The following is a 14,786-nucleotide window of genomic DNA, read 5'->3' on the forward strand; positions in this document are numbered from 1 at the left end:
GATCCCCGCAGATGAGCACATCGCAGAAACTCGTCGGCACCGCCCAGCGGCGCGTCGACGGCCGCCTCAAGGTGACGGGCGGCGCCCGCTACGCGGCGGAGTTCGCCGCGGCCGACCTGCTGCACGGCGCCGTCGTCTCGGGCGCCATCGCCAAGGGGCGGATCACGAAGATCGACGCCTCCGCGGCCGAAGCCGTGCCGGGGGTCGTCAAGATCTACACGCACCAAAACCGGCCGCGCACGGCCTGGCTCGACTCGTCCTATCGCGACGAGGTGGCGCCTCCCGGCCATCCCTTCCGGGCGCTCCATTCCGACAAGATCATGTTCTCCGGCCAGCCGGTCGCGCTGGTGCTGGCCCGCGACTTCGAGACCGCGACCTACGCGGCCTCCTTGGTCGAGGTGTCCTACGACGCCGAGGCGCCCCGGACCGACCTCGACGCCGAGCGCGGCGAGAGCTACGATCCGCCGAAGAAGCGCGCCGGCATCGACCCGCCGCCGAAGCCCCGCGGCCACGCTGACGAGGCCTTCGCGTCGGCGCCCGTGCAGGTGCGTCAGGAATACCGGGTCGCGGTCGAGCACCACAACCCGATGGAGCCCCACGCCACCACGGTCGTTTGGGAGGGCGGCGGCAACATCACCGTCCACGACAAGATCCAGGGCGTCACCAACACCCAGAGCTATGTGACCGGGGTGTTCGGCCTGTCCAAGGAGCAGGTGCGCTGCATCAGCCCGTTCGTGGGCGGCGGCTTCGGCTCGGGCCTGCGCCCGCAGTACCAGCTCTTCCTGGCCGTGCTGGCGGCGCTCGACCTCGAGCGCTCCGTGCGCGTGGTGCTGACGCGCGACCAGATGTTCACCTTCGGCCACCGGCCGCTGGCGATCCAGACTGTGTCGCTCGGCGCCGAGGCCGACGGCAAGCTGACCGCGATCATGCACGACGCCGTGCAGGAGACCTCGACCTTCGAGGACTACCAGGAGAACACGGTCAACTGGTCCGGCCTGCTCTACGACTGCGCCAACACCCGCTTCTCCTACGAGCTCGCCAAGCTCGACACCTACACGCCCTCCGACATGCGGGCGCCTGGCGCCGTCCTGGGCGTCTACGCGCTCGAAGCCGCGATGGACGAGCTCGCCTACGCGACGGGGGTCGACCCCGTCGAGCTGCGCCTGCGCAACTACGTCGCCGACCGCGACCAGAACACCAACAAGAAGCTGACCTCGAAGGCCCTGCGCGACTGCTACCTGCAGGGCGCGGAGCGCTTCGGCTGGTCGAAGCGCGACGCGCGCCCGCGCTCCATGACGGACGGGCGCGAGCTCGTGGGCTGGGGCATGGCGACCGGCGTGTGGGAAGCCATGATGCAGAAGACCTCGGCCCGCGCGACCCTCACGGGCGACGGCAGGCTCGAGGTCGCGACCGCCTCGGCGGACATCGGCACCGGCACCTACACGATCCTGACGCAGCTCGCCGCGGAAGCGCTCGGCCTGCGGATGGAGGACGTGACGGCGAAGCTCGGCGACACGTCGCTGCCCTACTCGCCCCTGGAAGGCGGCTCCTGGACCGCGGCCTCGGCGGGCTCCGCCGTGCAGATGGCCTGCGAGACGGTGCGCGAGAAGGTGTTCAAGCTCGCCCGCCAGCTCGACGGCTCGCCGCTCGCCAACCAGGACCTCGACCACGTCACCTTCCGCGACGGACGCATCGTCGTCACCAACGACCCGTCGCGGTCCGTGTCGCTGGTCGACGCGATCGCGTCCTCCAACGAGGGCAAAGTCGAGGCCGAGGAGACGGCGGCGCCGTCGATGATCCAGCAGATGCGCTTCGCCGCCTACACGCACAGCGCCTGCTTCGTGGAGGTCAAGGTCGACGAGGAGCTCGGCGTCGTGCGCGTCACCCGCGTGGTGAGCGCGGTCGCGGCGGGCCGGATCCTGAACCTCCAGACCGCCCGCAGCCAGATCCTCGGCGGCGTGGTGATGGGGATCGGCTCGGCGCTGCACGAGGAGGCCATGCTCGACCACACCCTCGGGCGATTCATGAACCACAACCTCGGCGAGTATCACGTGCCGGTGAACGCCGACATCGGCGCCATCGACGTGATCTTCGTCGACGAGCCGGACGACAAGGCCAGCCCCATCGGCGTGAAGGGCCTCGGCGAGATCGGCATCGTGGGCACGGGCGCGGCGGTGGCCAACGCCATCTACCACGCGACCGGCAAGCGGGTGCGCGACCTGCCGATCACCATCGACAAGCTGCTGGACGCCTGAGAGCGGACGGGGCGGGCGCGGGCCCGCCCCGTCAGTCGAGCGGCCTCAACTCGGCGCGGAAGCGGCGGAGGTTGTCGACGTAGGTCCGGGCGGAGCGGCGCAGGCCCTCGATCGCGGCCTCGTCGAGCTGGCGCACGGCGCGGGCCGGGCTTCCGACGATCAGGCTGCCGTCCGGGAAAGACTTGTTCTCGGTGACCAGCGCCCCGGCGCCGACGAGGCAGTTCGCGCCGATGCGGGCGCCGTTCAGCACGATGGCGCCCATGCCGATCAGGCTGTTGTCGCCGACCGTGCAGCCGTGGACGATCGCCCTGTGGCCGACCGTGACGCCCTCGCCGATCGTGAGCGGGAAGCCGGGATCGGCGTGCAGCACCGCCCCTTCCTGCACGTTGGAGCGGGCGCCGATGCGGATCGGGGCACGGTCGCCGCGGATCGAGGCGTTGAACCAGACGCCGACGTCCTCGCCGAGCGTCACGTCCCCGACCACGTGGGCTCCGGGCGCGACCCAGAACCGGCCGTCCTCCGGCAGGGAGGGCTCGTGCGAGCCGAGCGCGTAGACCGCCATGCCGCCCTCCCCGCGCCTGCGCCGCGTCAGGCCATGTTGGCCGGCGGCGGCGAGGCTTCGCTCATGCGCTGCCGGTACAGGCCGGCGAAGTCGATCGGGTCGATGTAGAGGGGCGGGAAGCCGCCGTTGCGGACCGAGTCGGCGACGATCTGGCGCGCGAAGGGGAACAGCAGCCGCGGGCACTCGATCATCACGACCGGGTGCACCTGGTCGTTCGGGATGCCGGCGACGCGGAACACGCCCGCGTAGTCCAGCTCGAACTTGAACAGCGTGCCGGCGCCCTCGCCGGCCGAGCCTTCGAGCGACAGGCTGACCTCGAAGTCCGTCTCGGACAGCTGCTTGGCGTTGACGTTGACCTGGATGGCGATGTTGGGGCCGTTCTCCTGCGGGCCGAGCGAGTTCGGCGCGTTCGGGTTCTCGAACGACAGGTCCTTGATGTATTGCGCGAGGGCGTTGAGCTGCGGGCCGCCCTGCCCCGGGTTGCCCTGCCCGTTCCCGTTCTGCTCGGCCATCGTTTCCATCCTCTTCGCGGCCGCGCGGGCCGGTGCAGCGCCGCGGGTATCACGCTTCGGCGTGGGCCGACAAGCGAAGCAGACCCTCAACTCCGGGGGTTCGACAGCCAGTCCAGGACGTCCGAGGCGCTGCGGTCCGGCGGGAACACGGGGTAGAAGACGCGGAGGATCGCGCCGCCCTCGATCACCAGCGTGAGGCGCTTCAGAAGGGTCATGCCGTCGACGGTCATCGTCGGAAGCCGCAGCGCCGCGGCGAGCGCGCCGTCCGCGTCGGACAGGAGCGGGAACGGCAGGTGCAGCCGCTCGGCGGCCTCGCGCTGGTCGGCGGTGTCCTGCGCCGACAGGCCGAACAGGTGATCGACCCCGAGGGCACGGAGGTCGGCGAAGTGATCGCGGAAGGCGCAGGACTGCGGCGTGCAGCCCCGCGCGCCGGGGATCATGTCCCAGCCGTCCGGGTTGTCGACGCCCGGCCGGCCGGTGCGCGGATAGGCGTAGACCACCGCGCGGCCCGGCAGGCGCGACAGGTCCACCACCGTCCCGTCTGTGGCCGGCAGCGGCACTGGGGGAACCGCCAGCCCATCGAGGTGCGCGGCGGCGCCGTCGTCCGCGGGCGCCGGGATGCGGGACCAGTCCGGCGTGTCGACGCTCACGACGGGCGCGACCGGTCGAGCCGCGTCCAGTCCTGCGCTTCGAGGTCGATGGTGCGCGGGCCGCCGGCCGGGCGGCGCGCGGTGGGCGACAGCGCGCGCACGCCGATGCGCCCCATCACCCATTCGCGCGCCGTCGGCGCCATCAGGGCCAGGCCGATCGCGTCGGTGATGAAGCCCGGCAGGATCAGCAGCACGGCGCCGGCGGTGCTGAGCGCCCCGTCGGCGAAGCCGTCCTCGCGCGGCGGCTGGCCGGCCGCGGCGGCGCGCAGGCCCATCAGCGACGCGGTGCCGACCTGGCGCAGCCGCGCCAGCCCGAGCAGCGTCGAGCCGATGCCGAGCAGCACGGCCGGGCCCGCGCCGAGCCAGTCCACCACGGCGACGAAGGCCGCCACCTCGGCCACGAGGCCGAGCAGCAGCAGGGTTCCGATGTTCTGGCGGCGCAGCATGAAACGAGCCTCCGGCGTGGACGTCGCAGGCGTGAGAGCCCCGAAAAGCGGCGCCATCGCCGCGCCGTCCACACGCTTGCGCGCGGGCAGGCGTGGACATCGCGGGCGGCGCACCCACATTCGATCGTGAATATGGGCGCCCCCGCGCGCCTGCGCAACGCGCGTCCCGACGCGCCGGCGAGGCCCCGATCCATGCACCAGTCCTTCGATCCGTCGATCGTCATCTTCGCCGTGCTGGCGATCTTCGTGGTGTGGAAGCTCCGCTCGGTCCTGGGGACCCGCACCGGCAACGAGCGGCCGCCGTTCGACCCCTTCGAGGCACGCCGCAAGCTGCGCGAGGGCAAGTCCGGCCGCGACGCCGCCAAGCCCGAGCCCGGCCGCGGGCCGGGCCAGGTGATCCCGCTGCAGCGCGGGGAGTCGCGCGCGGTCGAGCCGGCCGCCGTCGATCCCGCCGCGGCCTGGCGCGACCACGTCGAGCCGGGCTCGCGCGCGCTCGACGGCCTGTCCCGCATCGCCGAGGCCGACCGCTCCTTCGAGCCGAACAGCTTCATGCAGGGCGCGCGGGGCGCCTACGAGATCATCGTCACGGGCTTCGCCGCCGGCGACCGCGCGGCCCTGAAGCCGCTGCTCGCCAAGGACGTCTACGAGGGCTTCAACGCCGCCATCTCGGCCCGCGAGGAGCGCGGCGAGAAGAACGAGACCACCTTCGTGTCGACCGAGCGGTCGCTGGTCCACGACGCGCAGCTGCGCGGCCGCACCGCGCAGGTGACGATCCGCTTCCAGTCCAAGATGATCACCGTCACGCGCGGGCGCGACGGCGCCGTGGTCGAGGGCGCGCCCGACCAGGTGGCGGACGTGTTCGACCTGTGGACCTTCGCCCGCGAGACCGACGCCCGCGACCCCAACTGGCGGCTCGTCGCCACCGAAGCCGGCGCCTGAGCGCGCGTCGGCCCACGCCATGCGCATCCGCCGCCTGTCCGGGGCCGAGATCGAGATCTGGCGGCGCGTCGCCGCTTCCGTGACGCCCCGCGACGGGGCGGCGCTGCCCGCGCAGCCGGAGCCCTCGCTCCCGCCGGCGCAGACCGCGCCCGCCCCGGAGAAGCCCGTCGCCGCGCCGCGGGTGTTCCACGCGCCGAGCTACCGCCCGCCCGTGTCGGTGCCGAAGCCTCCGCCGGTCGGGCTGGAGCGCCGCTACAAGCGCAAGGTCGCGATCGGCCGCGTGCCGGTCGAGGGCGTGCTCGACCTCCACGGCATGACGCAGGCCCAGGCCCATTCGGCCCTGCACCACTTCATCCTGCGCTCGCAGCGGGACGGGGCGCGCCTCGTGATCGTGGTGACCGGCAAGGGCATGCGCGAGCGCTACCACCCCCGCGCCGACGCGGTCGAGCCCGGCGTGCTGCGCCGCGCCGTGCCGTCCTGGCTGCGCGACGGCGCCCTGCGGCAGGTCGTGATCGGCTTCGAGGAGGCCTCGATCGGGCACGGCGGCGCGGGCGCGCTCTACGTTCGGCTGCGGCGGCCCTCGGCGGCGCCGTAGCCCACCGCCGCCACGACCGCCGTCGCGACGACTAGGCAGGCGAGCGCGGCCCGCAGGCCCGCGGCGCCGGACAGGAAGCCGATGACCGGCGGCCCGAGCAGGAAGCCGGCGTAGCCCACCGTCGCCACGGGGGCGACGCCCGCCGCCGGCACCGAGCCCGTGCGCGCCGCGGCGCTGAAGGCCACCGGCGCGACGTTGCCGAGCCCCAGGCCGACGAGGCCGAAGCCGACCGCCGCGACGAGCGGGACGGGCACGAGCACGGCCAGCAGCAGGCCGGCCCCCGCGAGCAGCCCGCCGCCGACCAGCACGGCGCGGGCGCCGAGGCGCGCGACGGCACCGTCGCCGGCGAAGCGCACCCCCGCCATGGCGATCGAGAAGCCGGCATATCCGGCGGACGCGAGGGCGAGGCCGCTGCCCGCCACCGTGTCGAGGTAGATGGCGCTCCAGTCGCCCATGGCGCCCTCGACCATGAAGCAGAAGGCCGCGACGACGCCGAGGCCGAGCAGCCTGCGGCCCGGCAGCGCGAGGGCCGGGCCGCCCGCGCCGGAGGCGGGCGCGTCGGCGCCGAGGAAGGGCGCCGCGGCGGCGCCGACCGTCAGCGCCACCGCGCCCGCGACGCCGAGCTGGCCGAGCGCGCCGAGGTCCGCGCCCGCGAGCGCGCCGCCGAGCGCGGCCCCGCCCAGGCCGCCGAGGCTGAAGGCGCCGTGGAACGAGGACATCAGCGGCGCCCCCCAGCGCTCCTCCAGCGCGCCGGCGGCGCCGTTCATCGACACGTCGAGCAGGCCCATGGCGACGCCCATGGAGGCCGTCGCGAGCGCGAGTTCCAGGAGCGAGCGCGCGAAGGCGGGGAGCACCATCGTGATCGCGGTCGCGACGACGCCGATGCGGATCGCGCGGCGCGTGCCGACCCGCGCCGACAGCGCGCCCGTCGCCAGCGTGGACACGAGCGAGCCGCCCGCGAAGGTCAGCAGCGCGAGGCCGATGGCCCGGTCCGACAGGGCGAGCCCGGACTTCACCGCCGGCAGCGCCGCCGCCCAGGCGCCGGCGAAGAGGCCGAGCTGCAGGAAGACGGCGAGGATGGCGGCGCGCTCGCTCCAGCGGGCGTCGCCGAGCGATCGGGACAGGACGGTCATGCGGGTGATCTCAGGCAGGGTCGGCGCGGAGGACGCGGAGCCGCGGTCCGGCGAGGCCGTCGAGCGCCGCCTCGGGCAGGCCGGCCTCGACGACGAGGTGGTGGAGGTCCGCGGCGGGGCCGATCCCGAAGGGAGCGGCGGTGCCGAGCTTGTCGGCCGTCATCGCCACGGCTGCGCGGGCGCTGACCCGGAGGAGACACCGCTTGAACTCGGCCTCCTCGGCGTCGAAGACGGTGAGGCCCGGCCCGGCCGCGAGGCCGCAGGCGCCCACGAAGGCGATGTCGGCCCAGATGCCCTCGAGATCGCGCAGGGCGCGCGGCCCGAAGGCGGCGCCGATGGCGGGGTGCACCCGCCCGCCCAGCACCACCAGCGCGCAGCGCGGCCGCCCCGCCAGCACGGCTGCGACGGCGGGCGCGTTGGTCACGACGGTGAGGTCGCGGTCGGCCGGCAGGGCTTCGGCGATGCGCAGGTTGGTGGAGCCGGAATCGATCAGCACGGTCCAGCCGGGCTCGACCAGCGTGGCGGCGGCGCGGCCGAGCGCGCGCTTGGCGTCCGGCGCGACGGCGTTGCGGCGCGACACCGGGCCGCCGGCGGGCGACGGCGGCAGCGCCCCGCCGTAGACGCGCCGGCAGCGGCCCGCGGCGGCGAGGTCGCGCAGGTCGCGGCGGATCGTGTCCTCGGAGGTGTCGAACTCGGCCGCGAGGTCGGCCGCGAGGACGCGGCCCTCGCGCGTCAGGCGGTCGAGGATGGCGGCCTGGCGCTCGTCAGGCAGGGTCGGCATGGCGCGCTCCAATCTCGCGCCAGCCCATGCACGAAGATGCACGATTGTGCAAGATTGTCATTTCGTGTGGGGCCTGTGCCCGGATCTGCGGCGAGGGACAGCCCCCGCGCGGGGTGCGGCGGCAGCCGAGAGTACGAGCGCCGGCCCTCTCCGCCGACCGAGATCGTGTTTCTCGCGCTTCGAGCCGTCCGCTCAGCCTACACGGGATTGACGCTTCAGAGCTTCATCAACTGCGCGAGGGCATCCTGCGTGTATTCGATATCGCCGTCCCAGTAGCGCTGCAGCACATCTCGGTTCAGGTCGATCCAGCGTTCCAGCATGGCCTCGTCTCGGCCGCTGAGGCGACCACTCGACCCGTGCGGCATGCCGCGCGTCGTCTGTCTGCGGGATGAAGACGATCAAGGGCAGGCCGGTCGAGTCGGGGCGAAGGTTCGACATGCCGAAGGTCGCCTGCCCCACGGTTTGAGAACGATCCTCGCCGCTTCGAAGCTCCGCATGCATGACCGAGGTCTCGACCGCGCTGACCGCACGTCAACAACCGACCACATTCGGGACTGCGGCGCCATCCGTCAGCGTCGCAGCACGGCCTCGCCCGCCGGATGGCGCCGCTCCCATCCCGCGCGCTCCAGTTCCGGCGTGTCCGCCTCCTCGGCCGGGTAGCCGATGCAGAGGTGGCCGATGAAACGCCACTCCGCCGGCACGTCCAGGATGCGGGCGACGGCGGCGGGGTCGAGGATCGACACCCAGCCGAGGCCGATGCCCTCGGCGCGGGCCGCGAGCCATAGCGTGTGGATCGCCGTGACGACGGAGTAGTCGGCCATCTCCGGCATGGTGCGCCGCCCGAGGCCGTGGCCGACCGCGGTGGAGCGGTCGGCGAAGACCGACAGCTGCGCGGGCGCGTCGTCGAGGCCGGCGAGCTTGAGCGCCGCGTAGCGCTCTGCCCGCTCGCCCGCGTAGCCGGCGGCGGCCTCAGCGTTGCAGCGGGCGAACAGGTCGCGCAGCGCGGCGCGCCGGGCGGGATCGTCGACGGTGACGAAGCGCCAGGGCTGGCACAGGCCCACGGACGGCGCGAGGCAGGCCGTCGCGATCAGGCGATCGAGCGCGCCCTCCGGCAGGGGATCGCGGCGGAAGCGGCGCACGTCGCGGCGCCAGTGCAGCAGCGCCCGGAGGTCGTCACGGAAGGCGTCGTCGAAGGGCAAGCGCGGGCCGTCCGGCACAGAGTCCAAAGCTGCCCTATGCCCCAGCCTCGAACGGCCCGCCAGCCCCGCACGTCAGCGCGAAACGATGGGCCCGTCCTGCGCGTCAGCGCGGGACGATGTGCCACGTCGCGGTGACGCTGCCCGAGAAGCTCAACGTCCTGGGCGGCACGATGCCGACCGAAGCCGTCCGCGCCGACCGGACGGGCAGGTCGAAGGCTCCATCGCCGCGCGCCGCCGCCTGCCCGTCGACGATCCTATCGATGCCGTCCACGCGGACGCCGCCCGCATCGGCGTAGACGCGGGCCTGCCGCAGGGCGTCCGCCATCGCGGCGCGGCGGGCGTCGTCGAGCGCGGCATCCTGGTCCGCCACGGAGAAGCGCATCGACCCGACCTCGAACAGCCCCGACGCGGCGATCTCCGCGACGATGGCGTCGATCCGAGCGAGCGACTTCACCGTGAGATCGTAGCGCGTCGCGGCCCTGTATGTCGGGGGAGCGTCGTTCGGACGGACGCCGACCGGCACGGGAGCCCGCTCCTCCGACAGCGTGAACGCCCCCTCCTCGACGTCGACGCCCTCGGACCTGAGACGCTCGATCACCGGCGCCGCCTGCGCCACGCGCCCGCGATGGTCGCGCGACGTGCCGTCGAGCGTCGGGCCGCGCGTCAGGAGCGAGATGTCGAGCGTCGCGATCTCGGGCTTCCGGTGCACCTCGCCGCTTCCGACGACCGCCAGCGTCGCACGGTCGGCCGGCGGGGCGGGGCATTGAGCGGTCGCGCAGGCGGGGGCGAGCAGCCCGGCCAGCCCTATGATCGCGACGAATCCCGCGCGCATCGGCGTCCTCCCGTCCCGACGCGACACGGGCCGGACGCGACGGCGCGTCGAGCCGGCGGCCGCAGAAGATCGGGCGAACGTCCGAGCGGCCTCATTCTTCGGGATGCCGCCGCGCCTCCGGCGGCACGTAGAACCGCGCGATGTCGTCGGCCGTGACGGTTTTGCCGGTCGTGTCGCGGACGAGGTCGGCGGTGGTCCGGTCGTCGCGGCCGGCGCGGCGGCTGGCCTCGATCTCGTCGGAGATCATGCCGACGAAGCTTTCGACGGGGAAGAGCTCCTCCGCCAGCCCCAGCGAGCGGCGCAGGGCCGCCTGTGCGGCGAGCGCCTCGCCGAGCTTGAAGGTCGTGTCGTCAGCCATCGCGTCCCCCTGCCGGAGGCTCAACCGCTGCGGCGCCCCGCGCGTTCCCGCCGGGCATCTCGGTCACGCGGTAGGGCACGGAGGCCACGCGGATGCCGGCGCGGTCGAGCCCGTCGAGCACGTCGCGGGCGATCAGGTCCTTGATGGCGCGGGTGCCGTGGTCGCGCGACATGAAGCGGACGTTCATCTCCAGCCAGTTCGGCGTCAGCCGCACGAAGACGCGCGGCGCGAAGTCGAGCCGCTGGAGGTCGAAGCGCCGCTCCAGCGTGCGCGCCGCCTCGGCCGACAGCTCGTCGGGGTCGACGGCGTGGCGCCGCGCCGCTTCGAGCACGACGCGCTCGACGAGGGCGCGGTCGTCCTCGTAGCGCACCGTCACGGTCATCTCCTCCCAGATGAAGGGGAAGTCGCGCGTGTAGTTGTAGACCGGCTCCTCGAAGATCTTGGCGTTGGACACGGTGACGATGCGGCCGGTGAACTGCCGGCTCTTCACCCAGACGGAAGGCCCGGCATCGCTGTTCGGCGCCACGCCCATCTCCATCAGCGTGGTCTGGATGAAGCCGAGCGCGATCACGTCGCCCCGCACGCCGCCCATGGAGATGCGGTCGCCCACCGTGAAGTTGTTGCCGCGCAGGATCACGATGTAGCCCGCGAAGGCGGTGACGACGCGCTGCAGAGCGAAGGCGAGGCCGGCGCTGAACAGGCCGAGCGCCGTGGCGAGCCGGGCGGGATCGTCGAACCAGATCGACATGAGCCCGAGCACGATCACCAGAGCGGCGACGAGGTTCAGGCCCTGGTGGGTCCAGAACCGGGCCTGCCTGGCGCCGTCGCCCTGCACGAAGCCGAGCACGAGGCGGCGCAGGCCGGCCCGGACCGCGAGCACGGCCGCGACGAACAGCACCGACAGGATCAGGCGCCGGCCGTTCTCCGCGGTCAGCCCGACCCAGTGCACTCCCAGGAACTCCAACCGCGCCTCCGCCCGCCGCCGACCGCCCTCCACCATACGAGGTCGGCGCCGGAAATGGGACGGCCGGCGTCAGCCCGCCGCGCCGACGAGGTCGGCGATCACCACCACCGGGTCCTTGTTGCTGAAGTTGGGCACGTCGCCGAACACGGGACCGCCTTCCGCCGCGACGGCCGCGCGGAACTGGTCCGCCGTGTCGAACTCCAGGTTGGCGATGACGCTGTACATGGGTTTGCCGCCGAACGGCTTCCCCACCGCCTTCAACACGCGCCAACCCTTGATGCCGAAGGGTTTGAACTTCTCGTCGACCAGCGGCATGTGCTTGGCCATGTAGGAGTCGAGGTCGAACGTCGCGTCGTCGACGTTCTCGTAGAGCACCGTGATCGTGGTCGCCATGCCGATCTCCCCTCCCAGGACAGTTGACACCGGTGCAAGTCGCATGCCCGATCGGGCTTCGTCTTGGATCCGCGGGAGTCGAGCGATCGGTTTGGCCCGGACTTAAGGATTCTGGTCCTAATTGGGCGGCTTGTATCCGGGGGCCGACCGCCATGAGCTCGAATGAACGCCGCGGCTCGCCGCGCTACAGCGTGAGCTGCCTGGCGGAACTGGCGTCCGGCGAGGCCGTGGCGCCGGCCCGCATCGGCGACGTGTCCGACACGGGCTGCCGCGTGCTCATCCTCGACCGCTCCGAGCACCTGCCGGACCGGTTCGGCGACACGGGGCTGCTGTCGATCCGGCCGCTCGGGCGCGACGGCTGCGGCGTGGTGGTCCCGGTTCTGCTGCGCCATGTGCAGGTCGACAGCGGCGCCCTGCACTACGGACTGGAGTTCCGCCCCATGTCGCTGCGCCAGGCCTCGCGGCTCGCCGCCGTGGTGGCCGACCTCATCGCCGGCCGCGCTCCGGCGCAGATCCGCCCTGCCCCGGGTCCCGCAGCAGGTCTGGCCGCCGCTCCCGCGTGATCCGCTCGGCTTCGGCGCGGCGCCAGGCCGAGATGCGGCCGTGGTCGCCGCCGAGCAGCACCGGGGGGATCTCGCGCCCCTCGAAGTCGCGCGGCCGCGTGTAGTGCGGGTATTCGAGGAGGCCGCCCTCGAAGCTCTCCTCCGTGCCGGACAGCGCCGCGCCCATCACACCGGGCAGCAGCCGCACGCAGGCGTCGAGCAGCGCCAGGCAGGCCACCTCGCCGCCCGACAGCACGAAGTCGCCGACCGACACCTCCTCCAGCCCCCGCGCCGCGATGACGCGCTCGTCCACGCCCTCGAAGCGCCCGCAGAGCACGACGACGCCGGGGCCGGCCGCCAGCGCGCGGACGCGGGCCTGGTCGAGCGGCCGGCCGCGCGGGCTCATCAGCAGGCGCGGGCGCGCGTCGTCGGCCGGGGCCGCGGCGTCGAGCGCCGCCGCCAGCACGTCGGCCCGCATCACCATGCCGGCGCCGCCGCCCGCCGGCGTGTCGTCCACGGTGCGGTGGCGGCCGAGGCCGTGGAGGCGGATGTCGTGGGGCTCGCAGGACCACAGGCCGCGCGCGAGCCCGTCGCCGGCCAGCGACAGGCCGAGCGGCCCCGGGAACATGGCCGGGAACAGCGTGAGCGGGGTGGCGCGCCACATGTCAGGCGTCGTCGACCGTGGCGTCGCCCTCCTCCTCGGGGAGGAGCGCGCCCGCCGCCACCACGATGCGCCCGCCCTCGAAGTCGATCACCGGCACGAAGGCCAGGGTGAAGGGCACGAGCAGCGTTTCGCCCGGCCGGTCCGGCGCGATCTCCACGATGTCGCCGGCGCCGTGGTTCTCGATCCCCCGCACGCGGCCGAGGGCCGCGCCGTCCTCGCCCTCGGCGCGCAGGCCGACGAGGTCGACGTGGTAGAACTCGTCGGGCTCGGGCGGCGGCAGGCGGTCGCGCGGGATGTAGAGGTCCGTGTTGGTGAGGCGCGCCGCCGCGTCGCGGTCCTCGATCCCCTCGACGCGGGCGACCAGCATGTCGTCCCGGAGCGGGCGCAGCGACAGGAGCTTGAAGGACCCGCGGCCGTCCGCGGTGGTGAGCGGGCCGTAGGCGCCGACATCGCGCGGCTCGCCCGTGTAGGACTTGATCCGAACCTCGCCCCGAACCCCCTGCGGAGCCCCGAACACGCCCACCAGAACACGCGTCTCGCCCATCAGCTTCTCCCGAAAGCACCCTATGACACGCCCCGGCCGCTCCGCCCAGATGGGTCGCACCGCGGTGTGCGAGGTCCACCGTGGCGGCTTGCCGACGGATCGGGGCGGGTTAGACTCGCCGCACCGCGGCAGCGACGCGCCGCGGCGGAGCTTGTCCCCATGGCTCAGCCTGACCAGAAGCAGTTCAACTACAGCCCGGCCGTCACCGCGACCGGCAACGGCCTCTTCGGTCTGGGCACCAACCTGACGTGGGACGCCTACCAGCGCGAGGTCTACAACCAAGCCAACGCCGCGCTGCAGAAGCAGGCGCGCGCCTTGATGGCGAGCGGACGGATCACCGATGCGGAAGCGCGCGCGCTGAGCGAGCAGCGCAACCTGATCCTGGCCGCGGCGCGCGACCGTCTCAGCCCCTTCGGCCGCCTGTATTCCGAGATCCTCAAGCCGTCGGGCAAGCTGCCGAGCTACGACGGCCTGCTGACCGCCAAGGGCTCCATCGAAGCGGTGATCGAGAGCGTCGGACGGACCCGGGCAGTCGTGAACCGGCTTTCCGTCGTCATGAAGAACGTCGGCCGCGCCGGCGTCGCGCTGCAGGTCGTCGTGTCGGTCGTGTTGATCGCGGAAGCCAAACCGGAGGATCGAGGCCGCGTGACGGCCGGACAAGCCGGCGCCCTGGGCGGCAGCGCGGTCGCGGGGTGGGGCGGCGCTTGGGCCGGCTACGCCTCGGCCGCGTTGCTCGCTTCGCCATCCCTCACCATTCCCATCGTCGGTGAGGTGACGGAGGGCGGCGCCTGCCTGGTCGGAGGCCTCCTCGGCGGCTTCGGATTCGGCCTCCTCGGCGGATGGGGAGGCCAGAAGGCCGGAGAAGAAGTCTACGACCTCGTCACCCGCATCCGCTGGATCAGGCCGTGAGCATCGTCGATCGCATCAACCGCCTCATCATGTGCCGGATGGAGCGCACCCTTCCCGTGGTCGAGGGCGACTCACTCCGCATCGGACGCGAGGTTCTGCCTTTGGCCGAGCTGTGCGGCGTGGTCGCCCACGAAGCCGACGTCCACGCGGGAGCACTGATCGCGCTGACGCTCGCGTTTCGGAACGGAAGCGGTACGATGGTGACGCAGGACGATCCCTGCTGGAACGACCTCGTCTCCGCCCTCGACCGCCTCTCCTTGACCTCGGCTCCCTCGCGGGACTGGATCAGCGCGGTGCTGGCCGGAGCTTCGGCGGGGTCGCCGATCGTGCTCAGGCGTGACGGTCGCGCATCGGCGTGACACGCCCGCCGGCGAGCGTGGCCATGCGAGCCAGCGGAGCAGGCGTCTGGGCTGATCCTTGCTCACACGGGTCGATCCGTGCCAGTGCTAGTCACAGTGCGGCCCGGCGGTCCGCGTCCGTCGCCGGCCGAGCCGCTGGACCCCGTCGC

19 protein-coding genes are annotated in these 14,786 nt (G+C 73.2%); 6 read left to right on the forward strand and 13 right to left on the reverse strand.

Annotation, left to right across the window (positions count from 1 at the left end; all coding sequences use genetic code 11):
• Window positions 1-11: 11 nt before the first annotated feature.
• Entirely contained in the window at window positions 12-2,255 is a 2,244-nt protein-coding gene (locus L7N97_RS02465; protein WP_237476792.1) for a xanthine dehydrogenase family protein molybdopterin-binding subunit, read from the forward strand.
• 31 nt (window positions 2,256-2,286) lie between these two features.
• Here the strand turns inward: L7N97_RS02465 and L7N97_RS02470 are convergent, their stop codons facing one another.
• From L7N97_RS02470 to L7N97_RS02485, 4 genes are all read right to left on the reverse strand, one after another.
• Window positions 2,287-2,817, reverse strand: a complete 531-nt coding sequence (locus tag L7N97_RS02470; protein WP_237476793.1) for a gamma carbonic anhydrase family protein — start codon at window positions 2,815-2,817, stop codon at window positions 2,287-2,289.
• 26 nt (window positions 2,818-2,843) lie between these two features.
• The gene (secB, locus tag L7N97_RS02475) at window positions 2,844-3,329 is read right to left on the reverse strand and encodes a protein-export chaperone SecB (RefSeq protein WP_237476794.1); all 486 of its coding nucleotides are present in this window, start codon (window positions 3,327-3,329) and stop codon (window positions 2,844-2,846) included.
• A gap of 86 nt (window positions 3,330-3,415) precedes the next feature.
• Window positions 3,416-3,979: a peroxiredoxin gene (locus L7N97_RS02480; RefSeq protein ID WP_237476795.1), complete on the reverse strand. Its 564-nt coding sequence runs from the start codon at window positions 3,977-3,979 to the stop codon at window positions 3,416-3,418.
• Window positions 3,976-4,425: an FxsA family protein gene (locus L7N97_RS02485; RefSeq protein WP_237476796.1), complete on the reverse strand. Its 450-nt coding sequence runs from the start codon at window positions 4,423-4,425 to the stop codon at window positions 3,976-3,978. Before L7N97_RS02485 ends, L7N97_RS02480 begins: the two co-directional genes overlap by 4 nt.
• Window positions 4,426-4,617: 192 nt before the next feature.
• Here L7N97_RS02485 and L7N97_RS02490 point away from each other — a divergent pair, with 192 nt between their 5' ends.
• Both L7N97_RS02490 and L7N97_RS02495 read left to right on the forward strand, forming a co-directional pair.
• Window positions 4,618-5,364, forward strand: a complete 747-nt coding sequence (locus L7N97_RS02490; RefSeq protein ID WP_237476797.1) for a Tim44/TimA family putative adaptor protein — start codon at window positions 4,618-4,620, stop codon at window positions 5,362-5,364.
• Between the two features lie 19 nt (window positions 5,365-5,383).
• Complete coding sequence (locus L7N97_RS02495; RefSeq protein ID WP_237476798.1) at window positions 5,384-5,959, forward strand: Smr/MutS family protein; 576 nt, start codon at window positions 5,384-5,386, stop codon at window positions 5,957-5,959.
• Here the strand turns inward: L7N97_RS02495 and L7N97_RS02500 are convergent.
• The 7 genes from L7N97_RS02500 to L7N97_RS02530 all read right to left on the reverse strand — a co-directional run bounded on the left by L7N97_RS02500 (window position 5,923) and on the right by L7N97_RS02530 (window position 11,619).
• Window positions 5,923-7,092: an MFS transporter gene (locus tag L7N97_RS02500; RefSeq protein ID WP_237476799.1), complete on the reverse strand. Its 1,170-nt coding sequence runs from the start codon at window positions 7,090-7,092 to the stop codon at window positions 5,923-5,925. The two genes, L7N97_RS02495 and L7N97_RS02500, sit on opposite strands and share 37 nt — an antisense overlap.
• 10 nt (window positions 7,093-7,102) lie before the next feature.
• The gene (locus L7N97_RS02505; protein ID WP_237476800.1) at window positions 7,103-7,873 is read right to left on the reverse strand and encodes a DeoR/GlpR family DNA-binding transcription regulator; all 771 of its coding nucleotides are present in this window, start codon (window positions 7,871-7,873) and stop codon (window positions 7,103-7,105) included.
• A 569-nt stretch (window positions 7,874-8,442) separates the two neighbouring features.
• Window positions 8,443-9,072: a 5,6-dimethylbenzimidazole synthase gene (gene bluB / locus L7N97_RS02510; RefSeq protein WP_237476801.1), complete on the reverse strand. Its 630-nt coding sequence runs from the start codon at window positions 9,070-9,072 to the stop codon at window positions 8,443-8,445.
• Window positions 9,073-9,175: 103 nt separating this feature from the next.
• A complete protein-coding gene (locus L7N97_RS02515; protein ID WP_237476802.1) occupies window positions 9,176-9,904 on the reverse strand; it encodes an SIMPL domain-containing protein in 729 nt (242 codons plus the stop codon).
• 91 nt (window positions 9,905-9,995) lie between these two features.
• Window positions 9,996-10,262, reverse strand: a complete 267-nt coding sequence (locus L7N97_RS02520) for a hypothetical protein (RefSeq protein WP_237476803.1) — start codon at window positions 10,260-10,262, stop codon at window positions 9,996-9,998.
• Window positions 10,255-11,226, reverse strand: a complete 972-nt coding sequence (locus tag L7N97_RS02525; RefSeq protein WP_237476804.1) for a mechanosensitive ion channel family protein — start codon at window positions 11,224-11,226, stop codon at window positions 10,255-10,257. The genes L7N97_RS02520 and L7N97_RS02525 overlap by 8 nt, the downstream gene beginning before the upstream one ends.
• A 69-nt stretch (window positions 11,227-11,295) precedes the next feature.
• A complete protein-coding gene (locus L7N97_RS02530) occupies window positions 11,296-11,619 on the reverse strand; it encodes an EthD family reductase (protein ID WP_237476805.1) in 324 nt (107 codons plus the stop codon).
• A 152-nt stretch (window positions 11,620-11,771) separates the two neighbouring features.
• On the opposite strand from L7N97_RS02530, the gene L7N97_RS02535 reads away from it, so the two are divergent.
• Window positions 11,772-12,182 (forward strand): PilZ domain-containing protein, encoded by a 411-nt coding sequence (locus tag L7N97_RS02535; protein WP_237476806.1) that lies wholly within the window; start codon window positions 11,772-11,774, stop codon window positions 12,180-12,182.
• On the opposite strand, the gene trmD is transcribed toward L7N97_RS02535, so the two are convergent.
• Entirely contained in the window at window positions 12,106-12,825 is a 720-nt protein-coding gene (trmD, locus tag L7N97_RS02540) for a tRNA (guanosine(37)-N1)-methyltransferase TrmD (protein WP_237476807.1), read from the reverse strand. The genes L7N97_RS02535 and trmD overlap by 77 nt on opposite strands.
• 1 nt (window position 12,826) lies before the next feature.
• Window positions 12,827-13,369: a ribosome maturation factor RimM gene (rimM, locus tag L7N97_RS02545; protein ID WP_237476808.1), complete on the reverse strand. Its 543-nt coding sequence runs from the start codon at window positions 13,367-13,369 to the stop codon at window positions 12,827-12,829.
• Window positions 13,370-13,528: 159 nt separating this feature from the next.
• Between rimM and L7N97_RS02550 the strand changes: the two genes are divergently transcribed.
• Window positions 13,529-14,278: a hypothetical protein gene (locus L7N97_RS02550; protein WP_237476809.1), complete on the forward strand. Its 750-nt coding sequence runs from the start codon at window positions 13,529-13,531 to the stop codon at window positions 14,276-14,278.
• Entirely contained in the window at window positions 14,275-14,637 is a 363-nt protein-coding gene (locus tag L7N97_RS02555; protein WP_237476810.1) for a hypothetical protein, read from the forward strand. Before L7N97_RS02550 ends, L7N97_RS02555 begins: the two co-directional genes overlap by 4 nt.
• The last annotated feature ends 149 nt before the right edge of the window (window positions 14,638-14,786 follow it).

This window comes from Lichenibacterium dinghuense (assembly GCF_021730615.1).
In the GTDB taxonomy this organism is placed as follows: Bacteria; Pseudomonadota; Alphaproteobacteria; order Rhizobiales; family Beijerinckiaceae; genus Lichenihabitans; species Lichenihabitans dinghuensis.

Excerpts from the sequence above, each read along its gene's own strand:
- L7N97_RS02465 (WP_237476792.1), top strand. The coding sequence starts at position 12 with ATGAGCACATCGCAGAAACTCGTCGGCACCGCCCAGCGGCGCGTCGAC.
- L7N97_RS02470 (WP_237476793.1), bottom strand. The coding sequence starts at position 2,817 with ATGGCGGTCTACGCGCTCGGCTCGCACGAGCCCTCCCTGCCGGAGGAC.
- secB (WP_237476794.1), bottom strand. The coding sequence starts at position 3,329 with ATGGCCGAGCAGAACGGGAACGGGCAGGGCAACCCGGGGCAGGGCGGC.
- L7N97_RS02485 (WP_237476796.1), bottom strand. The coding sequence starts at position 4,425 with ATGCTGCGCCGCCAGAACATCGGAACCCTGCTGCTGCTCGGCCTCGTG.
- L7N97_RS02490 (WP_237476797.1), top strand. The coding sequence starts at position 4,618 with ATGCACCAGTCCTTCGATCCGTCGATCGTCATCTTCGCCGTGCTGGCG.
- L7N97_RS02495 (WP_237476798.1), top strand. The coding sequence starts at position 5,384 with ATGCGCATCCGCCGCCTGTCCGGGGCCGAGATCGAGATCTGGCGGCGC.
- L7N97_RS02500 (WP_237476799.1), bottom strand. The coding sequence starts at position 7,092 with ATGACCGTCCTGTCCCGATCGCTCGGCGACGCCCGCTGGAGCGAGCGC.
- L7N97_RS02505 (WP_237476800.1), bottom strand. The coding sequence starts at position 7,873 with ATGCCGACCCTGCCTGACGAGCGCCAGGCCGCCATCCTCGACCGCCTG.
- L7N97_RS02515 (WP_237476802.1), bottom strand. The coding sequence starts at position 9,904 with ATGCGCGCGGGATTCGTCGCGATCATAGGGCTGGCCGGGCTGCTCGCC.
- L7N97_RS02520 (WP_237476803.1), bottom strand. The coding sequence starts at position 10,262 with ATGGCTGACGACACGACCTTCAAGCTCGGCGAGGCGCTCGCCGCACAG.
- L7N97_RS02530 (WP_237476805.1), bottom strand. The coding sequence starts at position 11,619 with ATGGCGACCACGATCACGGTGCTCTACGAGAACGTCGACGACGCGACG.
- L7N97_RS02535 (WP_237476806.1), top strand. The coding sequence starts at position 11,772 with ATGAGCTCGAATGAACGCCGCGGCTCGCCGCGCTACAGCGTGAGCTGC.
- trmD (WP_237476807.1), bottom strand. The coding sequence starts at position 12,825 with ATGTGGCGCGCCACCCCGCTCACGCTGTTCCCGGCCATGTTCCCGGGG.
- rimM (WP_237476808.1), bottom strand. The coding sequence starts at position 13,369 with ATGGGCGAGACGCGTGTTCTGGTGGGCGTGTTCGGGGCTCCGCAGGGG.
- L7N97_RS02550 (WP_237476809.1), top strand. The coding sequence starts at position 13,529 with ATGGCTCAGCCTGACCAGAAGCAGTTCAACTACAGCCCGGCCGTCACC.